The sequence below is a fragment of the Mesorhizobium sp. M0772 genome, assembly GCF_040320135.1.
Lineage (GTDB): Bacteria > Pseudomonadota > Alphaproteobacteria > Rhizobiales > Rhizobiaceae > Mesorhizobium.
Map to the genome: position 1 here is coordinate 23351 of NZ_JAMYPB010000034.1, position 19864 is coordinate 43214.

Annotated in this window: 20 protein-coding genes; 14 read left to right on the plus strand and 6 right to left on the minus strand. The window is 64.1% G+C overall.

Annotated elements, in window-relative coordinates:
* Positions 1 to 12 precede the first annotated feature (12 nt).
* Complete coding sequence (locus NKI06_RS21000; protein WP_023670171.1) at positions 13 to 204, minus strand: hypothetical protein; 192 nt, start codon at positions 202 to 204, stop codon at positions 13 to 15.
* A 7-nt stretch (positions 205 to 211) separates the two neighbouring features.
* A complete protein-coding gene (locus NKI06_RS21005) occupies positions 212 to 421 on the minus strand; it encodes a hypothetical protein (protein WP_023692810.1) in 210 nt (69 codons plus the stop codon).
* Between the two features lie 217 nt (positions 422 to 638).
* Here NKI06_RS21005 and NKI06_RS21010 point away from each other — a divergent pair, with 217 nt between their 5' ends.
* Positions 639 to 1046, plus strand: coding sequence for a DUF3168 domain-containing protein (locus NKI06_RS21010; RefSeq protein WP_023670173.1), 408 nt, complete (start codon positions 639 to 641; stop codon positions 1044 to 1046).
* Between the two features lie 6 nt (positions 1047 to 1052).
* Here NKI06_RS21010 and NKI06_RS21015 read toward each other — a convergent pair whose 3' ends face one another.
* The gene (locus tag NKI06_RS21015; RefSeq protein WP_023684533.1) at positions 1053 to 1439 is read right to left on the minus strand and encodes an ester cyclase; all 387 of its coding nucleotides are present in this window, start codon (positions 1437 to 1439) and stop codon (positions 1053 to 1055) included.
* A gap of 279 nt (positions 1440 to 1718) precedes the next feature.
* Here NKI06_RS21015 and NKI06_RS21020 point away from each other — a divergent pair, with 279 nt between their 5' ends.
* From NKI06_RS21020 to NKI06_RS21055, 8 genes are all read left to right on the plus strand, one after another.
* The gene (locus NKI06_RS21020; RefSeq protein WP_023670174.1) at positions 1719 to 1979 is read left to right on the plus strand and encodes a hypothetical protein; all 261 of its coding nucleotides are present in this window, start codon (positions 1719 to 1721) and stop codon (positions 1977 to 1979) included.
* Positions 1980 to 2061: 82 nt separating this feature from the next.
* Complete coding sequence (locus NKI06_RS21025) at positions 2062 to 2727, plus strand: response regulator transcription factor (RefSeq protein WP_023670175.1); 666 nt, start codon at positions 2062 to 2064, stop codon at positions 2725 to 2727.
* Complete coding sequence (locus NKI06_RS21030) at positions 2711 to 4129, plus strand: ATP-binding protein (protein WP_023702189.1); 1419 nt, start codon at positions 2711 to 2713, stop codon at positions 4127 to 4129. The genes NKI06_RS21025 and NKI06_RS21030 overlap by 17 nt, the downstream gene beginning before the upstream one ends.
* Positions 4130 to 4303: 174 nt before the next feature.
* Positions 4304 to 4747, plus strand: a complete 444-nt coding sequence (locus NKI06_RS21035; protein WP_023687241.1) for an RT0821/Lpp0805 family surface protein — start codon at positions 4304 to 4306, stop codon at positions 4745 to 4747.
* 85 nt (positions 4748 to 4832) lie between these two features.
* Positions 4833 to 5984, plus strand: a complete 1152-nt coding sequence (ccmI, locus tag NKI06_RS21040; protein WP_352986937.1) for a c-type cytochrome biogenesis protein CcmI — start codon at positions 4833 to 4835, stop codon at positions 5982 to 5984.
* 3 nt (positions 5985 to 5987) lie between these two features.
* Positions 5988 to 6431, plus strand: coding sequence for a cytochrome c maturation protein CcmE (ccmE, locus tag NKI06_RS21045; RefSeq protein ID WP_023670179.1), 444 nt, complete (start codon positions 5988 to 5990; stop codon positions 6429 to 6431).
* Positions 6431 to 8422 (plus strand): heme lyase CcmF/NrfE family subunit, encoded by a 1992-nt coding sequence (locus NKI06_RS21050; protein WP_023742649.1) that lies wholly within the window; start codon positions 6431 to 6433, stop codon positions 8420 to 8422. Before ccmE ends, NKI06_RS21050 begins: the two co-directional genes overlap by 1 nt.
* Positions 8419 to 8883: a cytochrome c-type biogenesis protein gene (locus tag NKI06_RS21055; RefSeq protein WP_352861056.1), complete on the plus strand. Its 465-nt coding sequence runs from the start codon at positions 8419 to 8421 to the stop codon at positions 8881 to 8883. Before NKI06_RS21050 ends, NKI06_RS21055 begins: the two co-directional genes overlap by 4 nt.
* On the opposite strand, the gene NKI06_RS21060 is transcribed toward NKI06_RS21055, so the two are convergent.
* Positions 8880 to 9188, minus strand: coding sequence for a type II toxin-antitoxin system RelE/ParE family toxin (locus tag NKI06_RS21060; protein ID WP_023742647.1), 309 nt, complete (start codon positions 9186 to 9188; stop codon positions 8880 to 8882). The genes NKI06_RS21055 and NKI06_RS21060 overlap by 4 nt on opposite strands.
* Entirely contained in the window at positions 9185 to 9454 is a 270-nt protein-coding gene (locus tag NKI06_RS21065) for a CopG family ribbon-helix-helix protein (protein ID WP_023684527.1), read from the minus strand. Before NKI06_RS21065 ends, NKI06_RS21060 begins: the two co-directional genes overlap by 4 nt.
* A gap of 191 nt (positions 9455 to 9645) precedes the next feature.
* Here NKI06_RS21065 and NKI06_RS21070 point away from each other — a divergent pair, with 191 nt between their 5' ends.
* The 5 genes from NKI06_RS21070 to NKI06_RS21090 all read left to right on the plus strand — a co-directional run bounded on the left by NKI06_RS21070 (position 9646) and on the right by NKI06_RS21090 (position 17215).
* Positions 9646 to 11199 (plus strand): Do family serine endopeptidase, encoded by a 1554-nt coding sequence (locus NKI06_RS21070; protein WP_023754800.1) that lies wholly within the window; start codon positions 9646 to 9648, stop codon positions 11197 to 11199.
* A gap of 254 nt (positions 11200 to 11453) precedes the next feature.
* A complete protein-coding gene (locus NKI06_RS21075) occupies positions 11454 to 12128 on the plus strand; it encodes a response regulator transcription factor (RefSeq protein ID WP_352986939.1) in 675 nt (224 codons plus the stop codon).
* 107 nt (positions 12129 to 12235) lie between these two features.
* Positions 12236 to 13711, plus strand: coding sequence for a sensor histidine kinase (locus NKI06_RS21080; RefSeq protein WP_352986941.1), 1476 nt, complete (start codon positions 12236 to 12238; stop codon positions 13709 to 13711).
* An 11-nt stretch (positions 13712 to 13722) separates the two neighbouring features.
* Positions 13723 to 16677 (plus strand): bifunctional [glutamine synthetase] adenylyltransferase/[glutamine synthetase]-adenylyl-L-tyrosine phosphorylase, encoded by a 2955-nt coding sequence (locus tag NKI06_RS21085; RefSeq protein ID WP_502900604.1) that lies wholly within the window; start codon positions 13723 to 13725, stop codon positions 16675 to 16677.
* A 64-nt stretch (positions 16678 to 16741) separates the two neighbouring features.
* Entirely contained in the window at positions 16742 to 17215 is a 474-nt protein-coding gene (locus tag NKI06_RS21090) for an EF-hand domain-containing protein (RefSeq protein ID WP_023732018.1), read from the plus strand.
* A 104-nt stretch (positions 17216 to 17319) separates the two neighbouring features.
* Here NKI06_RS21090 and NKI06_RS21095 read toward each other — a convergent pair whose 3' ends face one another.
* Positions 17320 to 19641, minus strand: a complete 2322-nt coding sequence (locus tag NKI06_RS21095; protein WP_352986944.1) for a PAS domain-containing sensor histidine kinase — start codon at positions 19639 to 19641, stop codon at positions 17320 to 17322.
* Between the last annotated feature and the right edge of the window lie 223 nt (positions 19642 to 19864).

Below are 19864 nucleotides of genomic sequence, written 5' to 3' on the forward strand. Positions count from 1 at the left end.
GATCAGCGTGCGTCAGGACTTGCGGTCGGCTTTTGCCCGCCGCTTGACGTCCCGGCTGTTCAGGCGGTCGGCCATCGCTTCCGCATCCCGCAAATTCATGGCCACCATTACCTGTTGCTTAAGCTCGACAGGCTGGCCGGTGAAGATGTCGAAGATAGTCCAGCTCTCGGGCTCGTCCATGCGCAACGCGTAGCGGTTTGCCATATCGGCATCAGGCCCTTGACATGAAAAATGCCGCCGCCAGGATCAGGATTGTCCAGGCCACCACCGACAGCTTCAAGGCCAGGCCGCCATGCATTGAAAGTATCTCGCGCATGCGCAGGGCCACGGTGCTCTTCGACAGGGCGGGTGCTGCCGCAATCGCGACCGGGGGCTTGACGCCGAGCTTTCCAAAAGCCGGCAGCAGCGGTGGCGTTCGCATGAAATGACCTCGAATTGCCGGAGAAAACAGGGCTCCTCATAACACCCTTCTTGAAACTCCCCGCATGCCAAATAGAACCCGGTCCGTGAAAGGGCCATGCCGCCCGATTCGCCGCCTTCCATCAGGCGGATCGTCATCTGGCGAAATCCGTGCAACGCGGTTAGGTTGCGCGCGAAACTGAGGTTGTTCAAAGCGTGACAGGCGAACGGAGACGACGATGACGGCGCCCGGCGATTTGCTGCAAGCCTTGTTCATGAGATTGAAGAGCGATGCCTCGCTGACGGCGCTGCTCGGCGGCGCCGGGTTGCGCGAGCAGGCGGCCGACAGTGCCGCCTTCCCTTATGTGACCTATGGCAGGACCAGCGCATTCGATCTGGACACCGGCGCCGACAATGATGACGACCAGCTCATCACGCTGCATGTCTGGTCGAAGGCGCAAGGCGAGGCCGAGACGCGTCTGATCATGGACAGCATCCGGGCGCGCCTTGACGGCGCCGCTTTCGCCACCGGCTCGCGCGACCAGACCCGCCTGTCCCTGGAGTTCGCCGAGGCCCGCTACGACGAGGACCTGGCGCTCTACCACGGGGTGCTGCGGATACGCGCTCTCACCGAGCAAAGTGATTGAAGCAACCTAGATTTGCGCCTGAATCTCGGCCTTGTCGATGACTGACCACACCTCGCGGATGCGACCCTCTCCGAATTCGTAGAAAACATTCTCAGCGAACGACACGCGCTTGCCGTTCACCGGCAGGCCGAACAGCACGCCCTTGGGATGACAGTCGAAATGCAGGCGCGCCGCCACGCGCGGCGGCTGGCAGACCAGCAGTTCGATGTTGAAGCGGAGGTCGGGAATCGCCTCGAAATCGCCTTCGAGCATACGGCGATAACCCGACAGGCCGAGCATTTCGCCATTGTGCTGCACCTCGTCGCCGACAAAGTCTCCAAGTTTCGCCCAGTCCTGGGCATTCAGGCAAGCGATATAGCCCCGGTAAAGGTCGGCAAGGTCTTTATCCGTCATGGCGCCCTCCGATGATTTGGCGTTTCCCGCGCTATTTAGGGCGGCCTTCAGAATGGTCTCGCCTTGACCTGTTCCCAATCTGGCTGCGAATTGAGAACCTGCGCGCAAAAACCATAGCCGCGCAGCCGGTTTTCCGGTTATGAATCCATTGCCCGGTCTGAGGGACTGGGCGGTAGGATCGCATTCATTCGTTGCGCGCGCAGGGGGTATTGCGGGGATGGATTTTCACCCGTTCACCGTTCATTTCACGTTCAGCACAGTTGCGTTACAACGCCGACCATGAAAACGCTTCGCTCTCATGTCAGAACCGCGATACTGGCGCTCACAGCGGCCGGCCTGTTGGCGTCGCAAGCGACGCCGGCAGCCGCGGCGGATTGCTACGCGATCGGCCAGCAGGTTGCCGAGCAGAATGGCGGCACGCTGGCCAAGGCTTCGCAGACGACGCGTGGCGGCCAGGAGGTCTGCGTCATCGTCGTGCTTGTGCCGGGCAAGGACGGCCAGCGTCCGCGCCGTTCCGAGATCGTCGTCCCGGCGAACTGATCCAATCTTCCCTCTTGCAGGGCTCGTTTCCCAGACCACCGGAATCGGCCTATAGCTGACACATCAACAGGCCTGACCGATCATGCGCGTACTCGTCGTAGAAGATGACAAGGATCTCAACCGGCAGCTGGCCGACGCGCTGGTCGATGCCGGCTATGTCGTCGACCGCTCCTATGACGGCGAGGAGGGGCATTTCCTCGGCGACACGGAGCCCTACGATGCCGTCGTGCTCGACATCGGCCTGCCGCAGATGGACGGCATCAGCGTCGTCGAGCGCTGGCGCCGCAACGGCCGCAAGATGCCGGTGCTGATCCTGACAGCGCGCGACCGCTGGAGCGACAAGGTGTCGGGCATCGATGCCGGCGCCGACGACTATGTCACCAAGCCGTTCCACATCGAGGAGGTGCTGGCCAGGGTGAGGGCGCTGATCCGCCGCGCCGCCGGCCATGCCTCGTCCGAGCTCACTTGCGGGCCGCTGCGCCTCGACACCAAGGCCTCCAAGGCCGATGTCAACGGCGTGCCGCTGAAGCTGACCTCGCATGAGTTCCGCCTGCTGGCCTATCTGATGCACCATATGGGCGAGGTGGTGTCGCGCACCGAGCTGGTCGAGCATCTTTACGACCAGGATTTCGACCGCGATTCCAACACCATCGAGGTCTTTGTCGGCCGGCTGCGCAAGAAGATGGGCATCGACATGATCGAAACCGTGCGCGGCATGGGCTATCGCATGCGTGAGCCGGAGGCGTAAGGCGGAACCGCTCCCCATACCAGCAAGGAAGCCTTTTTCGGCGCGGCTCTGGCCGCGCTCGCTGGCCTTCCGCGTCATCGGCTTTTCCACGATCTGGGCGATCCTCACCCTGATCGTCATCTTCACTCTGATCACCACGCTCTACCGCCAGGCCAGCGAGCGCGGCTTCGACAGCCTGCTGTCGGCGCATCTGTTCAATCTGATCGGCTCGGTCGGCGTTTCCGAATCCGGCCAGCTCACCGGTGCTCCCGACCTTGGCGACCTGCGCTTCTCGGAGCCGAATTCGGGCTGGTACTGGTCGGTGGAGCCGGCTTCCGAAGGTGTGCACGGCAACCTTCATTCGTCCTCGATGACCACGACGATCCCGTCGCCGACCGTCGCCGAGGTGCCGTTCAATTCGAGCTTCCAGCGCAGCTACTCCACCGACGGTATCGGCGACGAGCAGCTCGAAGTGTTCGAGAGCGAATTCGTGCTCGATGCCAAGAACCGCGCCGCGCGCTTCCGCGTGATGGGCAACAAGACCGAGCTCGAACAGGAGATCGCCACCTTCCAGGGCCGATTGCTGACCTATCTCAGCCTGTTCGGCGTCGGCATGATCGCCATCAATGCGATTGCTATCCTGCTCGGCCTCCAGCCCTTGCGCCGGGTTCGCAACGCGCTTGCCCAGGTGCGCGAAGGCACGGCGCAGCGGCTCGATGGCCGGTTTCCCGCCGAGATCGAGCCGCTCGCCAACGAGACCAATGCGCTGATCGAAAACAACAAGCGCATCGTCGAGCGCTCGCGCACGCAGGTCGGCAACCTCGCCCATTCGCTGAAGACGCCGCTCGCAGTTTTGATCAACGAGGGCCGGGCGCTCGGCGGCGCCAAGGGCCAGCTCATCGCCGACCAGGCCGCCTCGATGCAGAAGCAGGTCGACCATTATCTGCAGCGGGCTCGGGTCGCCGCGCAGCGCGACAGCGTCGTCTACCGCACGCCGGTGACCCCGCTGGTGCAGCGCATGGTGCGCGTGCTGCAAAAACTCAAGCCTGATGTCAGCCTGTCGCTTACGCTGCCGGCGGCCGACATCGTCTTTGCTGGCGAGCGCGAGGATTTGGAGGAACTGCTCGGCAACCTTCTCGACAATGCGATGAAATGGGCGAAGAGCACTGTTGCCGTATCCGTCACGCCGGCCGCAGCCGGCCTGTTCGAGCTATCGATCGAGGATGACGGTCCCGGCATCCCCGAGGACAAGGCCCGCGATGTCTTGAAACGCGGCCGGCGCCTCGACGAGACAAAGCCGGGAACCGGGCTCGGACTTGCCATCGTTGCCGACCTCGTCAACGAGTATGGCGGGGCGCTGGCGCTGGAACGCTCCACAATGGGCGGGCTGAAGGCGGTTGTGCGCTTGCGGAGCTTGCAATGATGTACTGCCCAAGGCCAATCGACACGGCCGAATGCCTGTGTTATGGCGGCCCCTCGATTGCGCAAAAGCCGTTAAGAACGGCCAAATTTCCGACAAATATCAATAGTATGACGTCCTGACGCCCCCGATGACGCGGCCCCCAGCGCATCCCGTTCAAGAAAACCGGTTGTTGGCATGAAGATTCGCGTTGCGCTCGTTTCCGCACTGCTCGCTCTTTCCGGCTGCGGAACGCTGGGCAAGGGCAGTGGCCCGGATATCTCCATCACCAACCCGCCCGCGTCGCCTCCTTCAGGGGCCAAAGTCGCGACGACGATCATCTCGGCCATGGCCGGCGGGCTCGTCGGCGGATCGATCGGCAGCGGCCTGAACAGCACCGAGAAGCGCAAGGCGCTCGAGGCGGAATACAAGGCGCTCGAATATACGGCGAGCGGCCAGAAGGTGACGTGGAAGAGCGACAGTTCGGCTCATTCCGGCGAAGTCGTCGCGGCCCAGCCCTACCGCGTCGGCTCGCAGGATTGCCGCCAGTACACCCATACGGTGTTTACCGGCACGGCCGGCCAGACCGCGCGGGGCACCGCATGCCGCAACGCCGACGGCAGCTGGACGCCGCTGACCTGAACATTGGGCCGGGGTCGGAATCCCGTCAAAGCGTCGCAGCACCCTCATGTTGTGAGAGCAGGGCTCTCGCTCTATTGGAAGAACCATGCTGTTCTGGGTCATAGCCGCAATCCTCACGCTAGGCGCAAGCCTGACGGTGCTGCTGCCGCTGACCAGTGGCGGCAAGGACGCTCCGACCAGCAGCGACCACGACCTCGAAGTCTATCGCGACCAACTGGCCGAGCTTGAGCGTGACGCCGCGCGCGGGCTGATCCAGCCGGCGGAAGCCGAGGAGGCGCGCGCCGAAATCGCCCGCCGCATCCTTCGCCTGGGAGATGTTGGTCAAGCCAATGTCGGTCAAGCCGATGCGCCTGGCACGCGGCAGCCGTCAAAGGCGGCAAGGCTGGTGGCAACGGCTGCGGTACTGGCGGTCCCTCTGCTCAGCTGGGGCCTTTACAGCCAGCTCGGCTCGCCGGATCTGCCGTCGCAGCCGCTTGCCGAACGGCTGGCCAAGAATCCGGCCGATAGTTCGGTCGACGAGTTGGTGGCGCGCGCCGAGGCCCATCTTGCCGCCAACCCTGGCGATGGACGCGGCTGGGACGTGCTCGCCCCGATCTATCTGCGCCTGCAGCGCTTTCCCGATGCCGTGACCGCCTATCGCAATGCCATCCGCCTCGATGGCGACACGGCCGCCCGCGAGGCCGGCCTCGGCGAAGCGATTGCCAATGCGGCCGGCGGCATCGTTTCGGCCGATGCGCAATCCGCTTTCGAACAGGCGCTAAAACTCGACCCGGGAAACGCGAAAGCCTCGTTCTATTTGGCGATGGCGCTGGCCCAGGAAGGCCGCATACCCGAGGCAACCACGGCTTGGCAGAAAATGCTCGATTTCCTGCCGCAGGATTCGCCATGGCGCGGAGCTGTCCAACAGGCACTGGCCGAGGCCGCCAACCGCAGCGTCGCGTCAGGAGAGCCCGCCAAAGGCCCCGATGCCGCAGCCGTCGATGCCTCGTCGATGGCGCCGCAGGACAGGCAGGCCATGATCGAAACCATGGTCGCCGGCCTCGACGAAAAACTGCGGCAAAATCCGCGCGACGCGGAAGGATGGATGCGGCTCATTCGTTCCTATGTTGTGCTGGGCAAGGCTGACCAGGCGCGCGACGCGCTGCATCGCGGTATCGCCGTGTTTGGCGCCGACAGTGAGGAAGCGAAGAAATTCACCGCCTTTGCCGCCTCGCTCGGCCTGACGGCGACGGAGTAGGACATGACGCGCAAGCAGAAGCGATTGTCGGTGATTGTCGGAGGTCTTGCCTTCCTCGGCGCCGCCACCGGGCTGACCTTCTATGCGTTGGGCCAGAAGGCCTCCTATTTCTATATGCCCGCCGATCTGACCACCGCCAGCTTGCAGCCGGGACAGCGCATCAGGCTCGGCGGCCTCGTCGAAAAGGGCACGGTCGTGCGCGGGCAGGGCGCGACGGTTGCGTTCTCGGTCACCGACACGCACAAATCGGTCAAGGTCAGCTATACCGGCATCCTGCCCGATCTGTTCCGCGAGGAGCAGGGCGTCATCACCGAAGGCAGCTTTGGCGCCGACGGCGTTTTCGTCGCCGACAGCGTGCTGGCCAAGCATGACGAGCGCTACATGCCCAAGGAAGTCGCTGACGGGCTGAAGGCCAAGGGCGTGTGGCAAGAGAGCAAGAGCCAGTAATGGTTGAGACCGGACACTTCGCGCTCGTCCTCGCCTTTGTGCTGTCGCTGGTGCAGACGCTGGTGCCGCTGATCGGCGCCCGTACCGGCAACCAGAGGCTGATGGCTGTCGGCGGTCCCGTCACGGTCACAGGCTTCGCGCTCACGGCGCTATCGTTCGCAGCACTCGCCGGCGCCTATGCAAGTTCCGATTTCTCGGTGGCGAGCGTGTGGGAAAACTCGCATTCGCTGCAGCCGCTGATCTACAAGATCACCGGAACCTGGGGCAATCACGAAGGCTCGATGCTGCTCTGGGTGCTGATCCTGACCTTCTTCGGTGCGCTGGTCGCTGTCTTCGGCTCCAACCTTCCGGCGACGCTGCGCGCCAATGTGCTGACCGTGCAGGGGGCTATCGGCGCCACCTTCTTCCTGTTCATCCTGGCGACATCCAATCCGTTCACCCGGCTCAATCCGGCGCCGATCGAGGGCCGCGATCTCAACCCGGTCCTGCAGGATCTTGGCCTCGCCATCCATCCGCCGCTGCTCTATCTCGGCTATGTCGGGTTCTCTATCTGCTTTTCCTTCTCGGTCGCCGCCCTCATCGAAGGCCGCATCGATGCCTCCTGGGCGCGCTGGGTGCGGCCGTGGACGCTGGTCGCCTGGATGTTCCTCACCGGCGGCATCGCGATGGGCTCCTACTGGGCCTACTACGAGCTCGGCTGGGGCGGCTTCTGGTTCTGGGATCCGGTCGAAAACGCCTCCTTTATGCCGTGGCTGGCCGGCACGGCTCTTCTGCATTCGGCGATCGTCATGGAGAAGCGTTCGGCGCTCAAGATCTGGACGCTGCTGCTTGCCATCCTCACCTTCTCGCTGTCGCTGCTCGGCACCTTCCTGGTGCGCTCCGGCGTGCTGACCTCGGTGCATGCTTTCGCCACCGATCCGACCCGCGGCATCTTCATCCTGTGCATTTTGACGCTGTTCATCGGCGGCTCGCTGGCCCTGTTTGCGCTGCGCGCCTCGCGGCTGACGGCCGGCGGCCTGTTCCACCCGATCTCGCGCGAAGGCGCACTCGTCCTCAACAATCTGTTCCTGACCACGGCCACGGCCACCGTGCTGGTCGGCACGCTCTATCCGCTGGCGGTCGAAGCGCTTTCGGCCGGCAAGATCTCAGTCGGCGCCCCCTTCTTCAACCTGACATTCGGCCCGCTGATGGTGCCGCTGCTGGTCGTGGTTCCTTTCGGACCATTGCTCGCCTGGAAGCGCGGTGACCTCTATGCCGTCGCCCAGCGCCTGATGGCGGCTTTCGGCGCCGCTCTCCTGGCGATGCTGGTCACCGGGCTGTTCATCGACGGCGCGTCGGTGTTCGCCGCCCTTGGTGTCGGCCTCGCCTGCTGGCTGGTCTGCGGCGCGCTCACCGACCTCGCCGTCAAGTCCGGCTTTGGCAATGTGTCGCCCGCCATCATGCTGCGCCGTTTCGCCGGCCTGCCGCGTTCGGTGTTCGGCACTGCACTTGCCCATCTCGGCCTCGGGCTGACGACGCTCGGCATTGTCGGCACGCTGTGCTTCGGCACCGAAAGGATACTGTCGATGCATGCCGGCGAGAGCGTCGAACTCTCCGGCCACACGCTGCGTTTCGACGGCCTCTTCCCGGCGCAGGGTCCGAACTACAGCGAGCAGCGCGGCCGCTTTTCCCTGATCGGCGCCGATGGCGGCGTTTCAGCCGAAATCACCTCGGCCAAGCGCTTCTTTCCGGTGCGGCAGACGACGACGACCGAATCCGGCATCGAGACGATCGGCTTCAGCCAGCTCTATCTGTCGCTGGGCGATGAAGGCACCGATGGATCCGTCGTGGTGCGCCTGTGGTGGAAGCCGCTGGTGACGCTGATCTGGGGCGGAGCTCTGGTGATGATGGCGGGAGCCGCAATGTCGCTGCTCGACCGTCGCCTGCGGGTTGGCGCACCCTCGCGCCGCCGCAAGCAGGCAGCCTCCATGCCGTCGGCAGGCGCGCCGTGAGCACCAGGTTCTCGTTGGCCTCGCTCACCCTGCTTCTGGCGCTGCTGTTTGCCGGCGCGGCGCAAGCGGTGAAACCGGACGAGGTTCTCACCGATCCGGCGCTCGAGGCGAGGGCGCGGCTACTGTCGGAAGGCCTGCGCTGCATGGTCTGCCAGAACCAGTCCATCGACGAATCCGATGCAGACCTCGCCCGCGACCTGCGCATCCTGGTGCGCCAGCGCCTGGTTGCCGGCGATACCGACCAGCAGGTGATGGACTATATCGTGTCGCGCTACGGCGAGTTCGTGCTGTTGAAGCCACGCTTCAGCCCGCGCAACGCCTTGCTTTGGGGCACGCCGGTGCTTCTGCTTCTAGTCGGCGGCATTTTCATTGTGCTGACCACACGCTCCCGCCGCTCGTTGGCAACCAAGGCGCTGAGCGCCGAGGAACAGGCGGCGCTGGACAAGGTGCTGAGCGACTAGCTCGGCCATTCCTCCAAAGGCCAGTCCCGCGACGTGTGGATGGCGCGCAGGATAACAATGCTCTGACGGCCGGCGATCAGGCGCAATTCATAGGCAATGATGTAGGGCAGGCGGCCGATGGGCTTCTCATAAGTGCCTGTTACCCGGCCAGGTCGGCCCGTCGCCATATCACCAAGGCCCCGGCCCATTTCACGGATACGGTCCGCGAGGCGTCGGGCGGCGGCAGGATTGTCCTGAGCGATAAAGGCAACTTGCTGCGTGAGATCGTCCAGCGCTTCTCGCGACCAGGTGACGAACAGCTTCACGCCTTGCCTGCGCGCCTGGCTTTCGCTGCTTCGATCACCGCGTCGAGCTCCGCCATGGCGTCGTCGTGGGGCACGACACGGCCAGCCTCTGCGTCGGCCATGCCACGTTTTATGCCTTCGATGATATCCAGCTCGCGATCGACATAGGCTGAGACCGCCTCGGCGGCGAGGAACGATTTACTACGCCTGGTATCGGTAGCGATCTGCTCCAGCTTCAGCTTGGTCTCGGACGAGACTCGAATGGTCATGGTGGTGCTTGCTGTCATTGTGAAAGCCTTGTGCTGAGTTGTGTACACCATAGGGCAGCAGGCGAGCGCAACCAAGCGATTTGTGCGTCCGCCCAACATTACAAAACTTTCATGCTCCGGAAATGGCGCGGTAATGTGCGCCTCTCTATTTCTCTTGTCCGAGGATGCTCTGCCTGAGCCGCATCCAGTGAAAAGAGGATACGAGACCCATGACTATCGCCCCCAACCCATATTCCCGCACCCGCAAGCGCCTGTTGGCCGCCGCCGCTTCGCTGGCCATTGCCGGCGGCATCGGTTTCGGCGCCGTTGCCACTGGTACAGCTCCCGTTCTGGCCGACGCCGTGCGGGTCGAAGCGCCCCAGGTGCCGGGCTTTGCCGATGTCGTCGAGCGCGTTTCGCCGGCCGTGGTCAGCGTCAAGGTCAAGGCCAAGATCGAGCCTGCCGCCGATGACGGCTCCGACCAGTCCGACGATCCGGACGGCATGAACAACCTGCCCGACAATCCGCAGCTGCGCCAGTTCTTCAAGCAATTCCGGGGCTTTGGCGATCAGAACGGCCAGGGCGGCGGCAATCGTCGCTTCAGCCACCGCGACCATAACAACGACCAGCCGCGTCCGGTGGCGCAGGGTTCTGGCTTCTTCATCTCCGATGACGGCTATCTCGTCACCAACAACCATGTCGTCGAGGAAGGCTCCGCCTTCACAGTGGTGATGAATGACGGCAAGGAACTTGACGCCAAGCTGATCGGCACCGATCCGCGCACCGATCTGGCGGTGCTCAAGGTCGATGGCGTCGGCAAGTTCACCTATGTCGATTTCGCCGACGATTCCAAGGTTCGCGTCGGCGACTGGGTGGTGGCCGTCGGCAATCCGTTCGGCCTCGGCGGCACCGTCACCGCCGGCATCGTCTCGGCCCGTGGCCGTGATATCGGCGCCGGTCCCTATGATGACTTCATCCAGATCGACGCCTCGGTCAACCGCGGCAATTCGGGCGGCCCGACCTTCAACCTCAACGGCCAGGTCGTCGGCATCAACACCGCGATCTTCTCGCCGTCGGGCGGAAGCGTCGGCATCGCCTTCGACATTCCGGCCTCGACCGCCAAGCAGGTGGTGCAGGATCTGATGAAGAGCGGCTCGGTGCAGCGTGGCTGGCTCGGCGTCGAAATCCAGCCGGTTACATCGGACATCGCCGAATCGCTGGGCCTGAAGTCGCAGAACGGGGCTCTGGTTTCGGGCGCCCAGGACGGTGGCCCCGGCAAGAAGGCCGGCATCACCGCCGGTGACGTGATCACCCAGGTCGAAGGCAAGGACGTCGCATCGCCGAAGGAACTGGCTCGTCTGATCGGCGCCTACCCACCCGGCAAGTCGGTCGACGTCACGGTGTGGCGCGGCGGCAAGAGCCAGACCATCAAGGTCGATCTCGGCACGCTGCCATCCACCGACAAGCAGGCCTCGGCCGACCCGCAGCAGCCCGCGGCACCGGCAAAGCCCGCCGCGCTGGCCGATCTCGGCCTCACCGTCACCAAGTCGGAAAACGGCAAGGGCCTGGTGGTGACCGATGTCGATCCCGACAGCGATGCCGCCGACCGCGGCATCCAGCCCGGCGATGTCATCACCTCGGTCAATTCGACGGAGGTGAACGGCACCGAAGACGTCGCCAAGGCGATGGCCGATGCGGTCAAGTCCGGCCGCAAGGCGGTGCTGATGCAGATCACCCGCGACGATTCAAACCGCTTCGTCGCGCTGCCAGTCGCCAAAGGCTGACATCACACAGTTTCCAGTGCGGCGGTTTCAACACCCCCGAGCCGCCGCACGGGAAGCAAGGGGCCGAACGCGTTAGTCAGTCATCGTGTTCTGCCCCCGGCGGCAGCGGGCCCCCATCGCCCGCTGCCGCTCTAACATCGAAGCATGTCGCCCAAAAGTGCACGGCGGTTTTGGCAAAACGACATGCTTGAACGAAAGCTTTTGCGCTCATGGCCGCCCCTCAATCTTCCGGCGAAATCGCGTATAACGGCTCTATGAAGATTCTCGTCATAGAAGACGATCGCGAGGCGGCCGACTATATGCAGAAGGCCTTTGCCGAGGCTGGGCACACCGCCCATGTCGCCGGCGACGGCGAAACCGGCTTTGCGCTGGCCGATGCCGGCGACTATGACGTGATGGTCGTCGACCGCATGATGCCACGCCGCGACGGGCTCTCCGTCATTGCCGGCCTGCGCTCGCGCGGCAACACCACGCCGGTGCTGATCCTGTCGGCGCTGGGCGAAGTCGATGACCGCGTCACCGGTCTGCGCGCCGGCGGGGACGACTATCTGACCAAGCCCTATGCCTTTTCCGAATTGCTCGCCCGCGTCGAGGTGCTGAACCGCCGCGCCAGCGCCAGGGAGGCCGAAACCGTCTACCGGGTCGGCGATCTCGAGCTTGACCGGCTGTCCCATTCGGTCAAGCGCGCGGCGCGCGAGATCATGCTGCAGCCGCGCGAATTCCGCCTGCTCGAATATCTGATGCGCCATGCCGGCCAGGTGGTGACGCGCACCATGCTGCTCGAAAATGTCTGGGACTATCATTTCGATCCGCAGACCAACGTGATCGACGTTCACGTCTCGCGCCTGCGTGGCAAGATCGAGAAGGGTTTCGACAAGCCGATCCTGCATACGGTTCGCGGCGCCGGCTATATGCTGAAGAGCGGCTAGAGCATGATCCCAAAAAGTAGGTACCGGTTTTTGGAGAAGATCGTGCTCCAACAAAGGGGTAGGTCATGATGAGATTTCAGCCAAATCTCATCATGAGCTAGAACTCGATGGCCCTTTCCCTGCCGGCCATCATGAGGACGACGGCGGCGCGGCTTTCAGCGCTTTATTTCCTGCTTTTCGCGCTATGTGCCGTGTTGCTGGTCTTCTACATGACGTCGTTGTCGGCCCGCATGCTGACCGGCCAGACCCAGCAGACCATCAATGACGAGGTGCTCGGCCTCGCCCGTGCCTATCAGAGCGGCGGCCTGCCGCGGCTGGTGCGCGTCGTCGAGCAGCGCTCGCGCCAGCCCGGCGCCAACCTCTATCTCATTGCCGACGTCAACGGCCAGATCCTCACCGGCAACGTGCAGAGCCTGGCACCGGGGGTGCTCGAGACCGATGGCTGGACGACCGAACCCTTCTCCTATCGCCGTTTCGGCGAAGGTGAGCTCGAACGGCAGCGCAACCAGGCTTCTGACCCGAATGGCGCGCAGCCCGGCGAGACCGAAATTCAGCCCGAGGGCGAGAAGGGCCACAACGCCATCGCGCTGGTGCTGCGGCTGCCCAACCACATGATCATGCTGGTCGGCCGCGATCTCGGCGAGCCCGAGCGCTTCCGCGCCGTCGTCCGCCGCGCCCTGATGCTGGCGCTGGGCATGATGGGCCTGGGCGGGCTGCTGATCTGGTTCCTTGTCGGCCGCGCCGCGCTGAAGCGCATCGACAGCGTCTCGGAGGCAAGCCGCCGCATCATGGGCGGCGATCTCACGGGACGGCTGCCGGTGACCGGCGCCGGCGATGAGTTCGACCGCCTGTCGGAAAACCTCAACACCATGCTGGCCAGGATAGCGACGCTCAACGAAGGGCTGAAGCAGGTCTCCGACAACATCGCCCATGATTTGAAGACGCCGCTGACCAGACTGCGCAACCGCGCTGAGGCGACACTTTCGGGCAAGCACAAGACCACCGACTACCGGCAGGCGCTGGAAGGCACCATCGCCGAATCCGACCAGCTGATAAAAACCTTCAACGCCATCCTGATGATCTCCAGGCTGGAGGCCGGCTATTCCTCGGAGAGCACCAGCAAGGTCGATCTCGCCGCCGCGGTGCATGACGTTGTCGAGCTTTATGAGCCGGTGGCGGAGGAGGCTGGCGTGGTGCTTGAAACTGCCGCGGACGGGAATTTTTCCGTCGATGGCAACCGCGAGCTGATCGGCCAGGCACTGTCGAACATCGTCGACAACGCCATCAAATACTCGACCGATGCGACGGAAAAGCCTGCCGTGCGCGTAGCCCTGCAGCGCGTCGGTCACGAAATCCGCCTTTCCGTTTCCGACAATGGCCATGGCATCCCCGACGATGCCGACCGCGCCAGGGCGACCGAGCGCTTCGTGCGGCTGGAAAAGAGCCGCTCGCAGCCGGGATCCGGTCTTGGCCTCAGCCTCGCCAAGGCGATCATGACTTTTCACAATGGCCGGCTTGAAGTTCTGCCTGCCAATCCCGGATTGTCCGTTATCATGAGCTTCCCGGCGCGGGAGGACCATTGATGGCGGTGAGGATGGCTGCGAAACGGATCGAGACCGAATGGCGCCTGCAACTGGCGGCGCAGCTCGCGCCGCTGGATGAGGCCCGCGCCCGGCGTGAACTGTCGGAGATCGCTGGCGATGCCAAGGACGAGAACCTGCCGAGGCTGGCGAAATTCCTAGGAGGCAAGGGCACCGCACAGGAGTTTCTCGCTGCCGTCTTCGATCTCTCGCCCTTCCTCCGCGATGTTGCGCGCCGCCGGCCGCAAATCCTCGACGCGCTGTTCGATGGCAGTGTCGAGGCTCGGCTGCTCGCCATCGCCGAAGCGATCGGCAAGGCCGCCTTTTCCGAGACCGTTTCCGAATCCAGCCTGATGATGGAACTCAGGCAGTGGAAGGGTGAAGCTCACTTCCTGATCGCACTTGCAGACCTCTCCGGCGAGGCCGATGCCGCGCTGACGGTAAGGCGCCTCAGCAATCTCGCCGATGCCTGCACCTGCGCGGCGGTCGACTTCCTGCTGCGCGAGGCGCACAGCCAAGGCAAGCTCAAATTGGCCGATCCCGAAAATCCGTCACGGCAATCCGGCTGGATCGTGCTCGGCATGGGCAAGCTTGGCGCGCATGAACTGAATTTCTCCTCCGATATCGACCTCGTCGTCTTCTTCGATCCGGATGCGCCGGCAATCGTCGATCCGCTCGAGGCCACAGAGCTGTTTGCGCGCCTGACCCGCAGGCTGGTCCGCATCCTGCAGGACCGCACCGGGCACGGCTATGTCTTCCGCACCGATTTGAGGCTTCGTCCCGATCCAGGCTCGACGCCGCTGGCGATCCCGGTCGAGGCAGCACTTCGCTACTATGAGGCGCGCGGCCAGAACTGGGAGCGCGCCGCCATGATCAAGGCGCGTCCCGTGGCCGGCGATCTCGATGCCGGGGACGCGTTCCTGCGGGAATTGCAGCCCTATGTCTGGCGCAAATACATGGACTATGCGGCGATCGCCGACGTTCATTCGATCAAGCGCCAGATCCATGCCCACAAGGGTCATGGCGAGATCGCGGTCAAAGGACACAACGTCAAGCTCGGCCGCGGCGGCATTCGCGAAATCGAATTCTTCGTCCAGACCCAGCAACTGATCGCCGGCGGCCGTTTTCCGGAGCTGCGCGGGCGCGAGACGGTGCCGATGCTGGGTGCGCTGGCGGCGCGCAACTGGATCACCGCCGATGCACGCGACGCGCTCACGCAGCAATATTGGTTTCTGCGCCGCGTCGAACACGCCATCCAGATGGTCGCCGACGAGCAGACGCATATTCTGCCCGACGATGATGAAGGGCTGGAACGCATCGCCCATATGCTGGGCTTTGCCGATGCCGCCAGATTTGCCGAAACCTTTCGCGCGGCTTTGCATGAGGTCGAGCGCCATTACGCCGCGCTGTTCGAGACCGCGCCTGAATTGTCGGCCGGCGTCGGCAATCTGGTCTTCACCGGCGATGTCGACGATCCCGACACGCTGCAGACCTTGCACGGCCTTGGCTTCCAGCGGCCAAGCGACATCTGCCGCGTGATTCGAGGCTGGCATTTCGGCCGCTACCGCGTCACCCAGTCTGCGGAAGCGCGCGAGCGGCTGACCGAACTGACGCCGGCGCTGCTCAAAGCCTTCGGCCAGACGCGCCGGGCCGACGAGGCGCTGGTTCGCTTCGACGAATTCCTCGCCGGCCTGCCCGCCGGCATCCAGCTGTTTTCGCTGCTGCAGTCGAATCCCGCCCTGCTGAAACTAATGGCGACGATCATGGGCGCCGCGCCTCGGCTGGCGGCAATCATCACAAGGCGCCCGCATGTCTTCGACGGTCTGCTCGACCCGGCGCTGCTCGCCGAACTGCCCAACCGAGCCTATCTCTCAGCGCGGTTGGCCGCTTTCATCGAAGGCGACCGGGCTTATGAGGACGTGCTCGACCGTTTGCGCATCTTTGCCTCCGAGCAGAAATTCCTGATCGGTGTCAGGCTGCTCGCCGGCTCGATCGACCCGGCGCGCGCCGGCCGCGCCTTTTCCGATCTCGCCGACCTCACCATCGACGCCGCATTGCAGGCGGTGACCACCGAATTCGCGCTGCGTCATGGCCGCATCGCCGGCGGCACCGTGTCGCTGCTCGGCATGGGCAAACTCGGCAGCCGCGAGCTCACCGCCGGCTCCGACGTCGACCTCATTCTGCTCTACGACCACGACCCGGATGCCGACGAGTCCGACGGCGACAAGCCGCTCGCACCATCGCACTACTATACCAGGATGACGCAGCGGCTGATCGCGGCTGTCTCGGCGCCGACCGCCGAAGGCGTTCTCTACGAGCTCGACCTGCGCTTGCGGCCATCCGGCAACAAGGGGCCGGTGGCCACCCACATCGATGCCTTCAAGAAATACCAGCGCCAGGAGGCCTGGACCTGGGAGCACATGGCGCTGGCCCGGGGGCGCGCCATCGGCGGCGACGCGGCCCTTTGCGCCGAGGTCGAGGCCGAGGTGGCGGCACTTCTGGCCTTGCCGCGCGACGCCGCCAAGGTGAGGGCGGAGGCATCCGAGATGCGCGCGCTGATCGAGAAGGAAAAATCGCCGCGCGATCTCTGGGACATCAAGCTCATCTCCGGCGGCCTCATCGACCTCGAATTCATCGCGCAGGTGGCGGTTATAACCGGGCAGGTCGAAGCCGGCCGCAGGGTGACCGCGACCGGCGCAATCCTGGCGCATCTGTCGCCGGATTTCGCCGAGGCCGACGTCAGGCAGCAGCTTTGCGAAGCCTACCAGCTCTATCTGGCGCTGACCCAGATGACGCGGCTTTGCCTCACCGGCGCATTCGAACGCGATGACGTTCCGCCGGGATTGTCGGATCTGCTTCTGGCGGTGACTGACCTGCCGGATTTCGGTGTGCTGGAAGCACATCTCAAGGAGACGTCGCAAAAGGTCAGAAAGGATTTCGACCTTTTGCTTCGTACGAAACGGTTGTGAGGGCGTGAAGCGCTGGCGGCTGTTTCGGATCGCATCGGGGGTGACGATGCAACAGGAGATACCCATGAGAAAGACAACCGGACTTGCCCTTGCCTTCATCGCGCTTGCCGGCGCCGTCGGCACCACCGCCTATGCCGAGAACAATGCCAGCGCCAGAATGCGCGAGGGCACCATGATGCGCCTCGACAAGGCGATGAAGGATTCCAACGGCACCATCAGCTTCGACCAGTTTTCCGACGCCATGAACGCGCGGCTGAAGAAGCTGGTCGCCGATAATGGCGGCAAGCTGACAGTCGCCCAGCTCGCTGACGCGCTGGAGAAGGCGCGGTTCGAGGAAATGGCCAAGCGCATCGTTGCCCGCTACGACAGCAAGGGCGACGGCACGCTGACCACGGACGACATCACCGGGCGCGAGAAGAAGGTGTTCGCCATGCTCGACCGCAACAATGACGGCAAGATCGAGCGCAACGAACTCCCAAAGAAAGGCCGCATGGGCCGCCACCACCAATGGGACGGCGGCGACGACAGCATGGAGTGAAATGGCGATATGTCTCCGGCGGCGAAAGCCGCCGGAGCCCTTACATGACCGGGGCTACTCAGTCCTTGAACGCGGCGGAGAGCACCGCTCGCATTGGCGGGCCGTCAGGCCGCCGCCTTCACCGCCGGTTGCGCCTTCTTCACCGGGATGCGCACCGACACGATCGTGCCGACGCCTTCGGTCGAGCGGATTTTCAGCGCTCCTCCTTGCAACTCGGCCAGCGAGCGCGAGATGGCAAGGCCGAGGCCGGAACCGGCGTGGTTCTTCGAAAACTGGTTCTGCACCTGTTCGAAGGGGCGGCCAAGCTTGCTCAGTGCCTCCTTCGGAATGCCGCAGCCATTGTCCTCGATGGTCAGCACCAGCGCGCCTGACGTGTTGCGGGCGCGCACCGAGATATGGCCGCCCTGGCCGGTGAACTTCACCGCATTCGACAGCAGATTGATGGCGATCTGCTTGATCGCCCGGCGGTCGGCGAACAGCGTCATCGTATCGGCGATGCGGGTTTCGACCGTGATCGATTTCTCCGCCGCCTGCAGCGAGATCACCCGCACCGTCTCGCGGATCAGCGGGCAGAGATCGATTTCCTCGCGGTCCACCGAGAATTGGCCGGCTTCGATCTTCGACATATCGAGTATGTCGTTGATGACGCCGAGCAGATATTTGCCGCTGCCGTTGATGTCGTTGGCATATTCCTCGTAGCGCGGCGAACCGAGCGGCCCGAACAGGCCTTGTTCCATCAGTTCGGAGAACCCGATGATGGCGTTGAGCGGCGTGCGCAGCTCGTGCGACATGTTGGCCAGGAATTCGGATTTGGCCCGATTGGCGGCCTCGGCGCGCTCGGTTTCCTTCATATATTCGCGGTTGAGCTCGACCAGTTCCTTGGCGCGCTCTTCCTCGGCCCGGCGGGCGAGGCTGAGGTCGTGGATGGTCGCCATCAGCCGGCGCTCGCTGTCGACCAGCTTTTCCTGGTGCAGCTTGATCTGGGTGATGTCGGAGCCGACGGAGACCGTGCCGCCGTCCCGGGTCCTCAGTTCGTTGACCTGCAGCCAGCGGCCGTCGGAGAGCTGCCGCTCGAAGGTTGCGCCCCCTTGCGGCCCGTTGGTGTTGGCCAGCCGCCGTTCAGAGGCGAAGGCCAGCATGCGCTCTTCAAGCACGGCGCGCGCAGCGCCCGGCATGACGTCGCGGTCCGACAGGCCGTTGTCCTTCTGGTATTTGGAATTGCACATGATCAGGCGCTGGGCGGCATCCCACAGCACGAAGGATTCGTTGATGTTTTCGATCGCGGTCCGCAGGCGCAGGTCGGCCGCCTCCGAGCGCAGCGCCAGATGCCGCTGCTCGGTGACGTCGACGGCAATGCCGATCAGCTGGATCTCAGGCGCTTCCGGGTCGATCACCTGGGCCCTGGCGCGCATCCACACCCACTGGCCGTCGGCGTGACGCATCCGGAACACCTGGTCGATATGGTCGATCTCGCGCTCGACGATTTTGTTGGCCAGCTCGAACAGGTCGCCGTCCTCGGGGTGGATGATGTCGTCGACCTCGCCGAACGACAGCATCGAGTTGCAGGGCTCGTAGCCCAGCATGTCGTACATCGAGCGCGACCAGTACATCTTGCCGCGCACCATGTCCCAGTCCCACAGGCCGCAGCGACCGCGAACCAGCGCCATGTCGATGCGCTGATGGGCTTCGAGATAGATGCGGTCGGCTGTCTGGGCGCGCGATGCCTGGCCGAAATAGGCGTAGAGGATGATGATCAGCACGCCGGCTGTCAGCACAAACAGCGTGACGTTGAGCGAGACGGTCTTGCGCCAGTTGTCGAACGCCGCTTCCTGCGGCACCAGCACGGCGGCGGCGTTCTTGCGGTCCCGGGTCAGGCTCACCGCCGCGTACCAGTCCTGGCCGCCGATGCTGACATCCATGACCCCGGCGCGGTCGCCGAACATGAACAGCGGCTGGCCGTCCAGCACCAGGCTGTCCAGCGATCGCCCTTGCCAGCCGGTCGACAGCGGCGACACGGCAATGATCTTGAAGGCGCTGTCGGTGATCACAAGCACATGGCTTCTGCCCATGGCGCCCTGGCGGCTCGTGCTTTCCAGAAGATCAATTGCACCGCTGGATGCCGCGGTCGGGTCGGCCGAGATTGCGTTCGCCATCTGGCCGGCGGCGAGACCCAGCACCGCCTTGACGTCGCGCTCGGCCTCGTCGCGCTCGTTCATCAGCGACAGCACGCGCAGTGCGGCGATGACGATCAGGAAGATGATGATGAGAGCCGGTATCGAACGGCGCAGAAGGGGTTCGGCAGCCAGGAGCCGCCGGTAGGCTGGTTCAGCGATGAGCCGCGTATTGCCGGCGAGGCCGTCGCCTCGCGCCTTGCGGCGCTCAAAAGCCGTCCCTTCGGGCGCGCCCCACGCGTCCGCCTTGGCCATAAATGGCACTCCCCGAATTTCCGTACGCTTGACGATCCGGCAACACCGCACGTCCGAATCGTCTGTAAAGAATCAAAGGTGATTCGCCTTGTCCAGAGGCGCGGCCGAAAAACATTAAAAATTGATTGAAATAACGCTGAAATCCCTCCCCCTTGAGGGGAGGGTGGCCCGAAGGGCCGGGTGGGGTCCTCGGCGAAGCGCTCGACTCTCTCAATCACGGTCC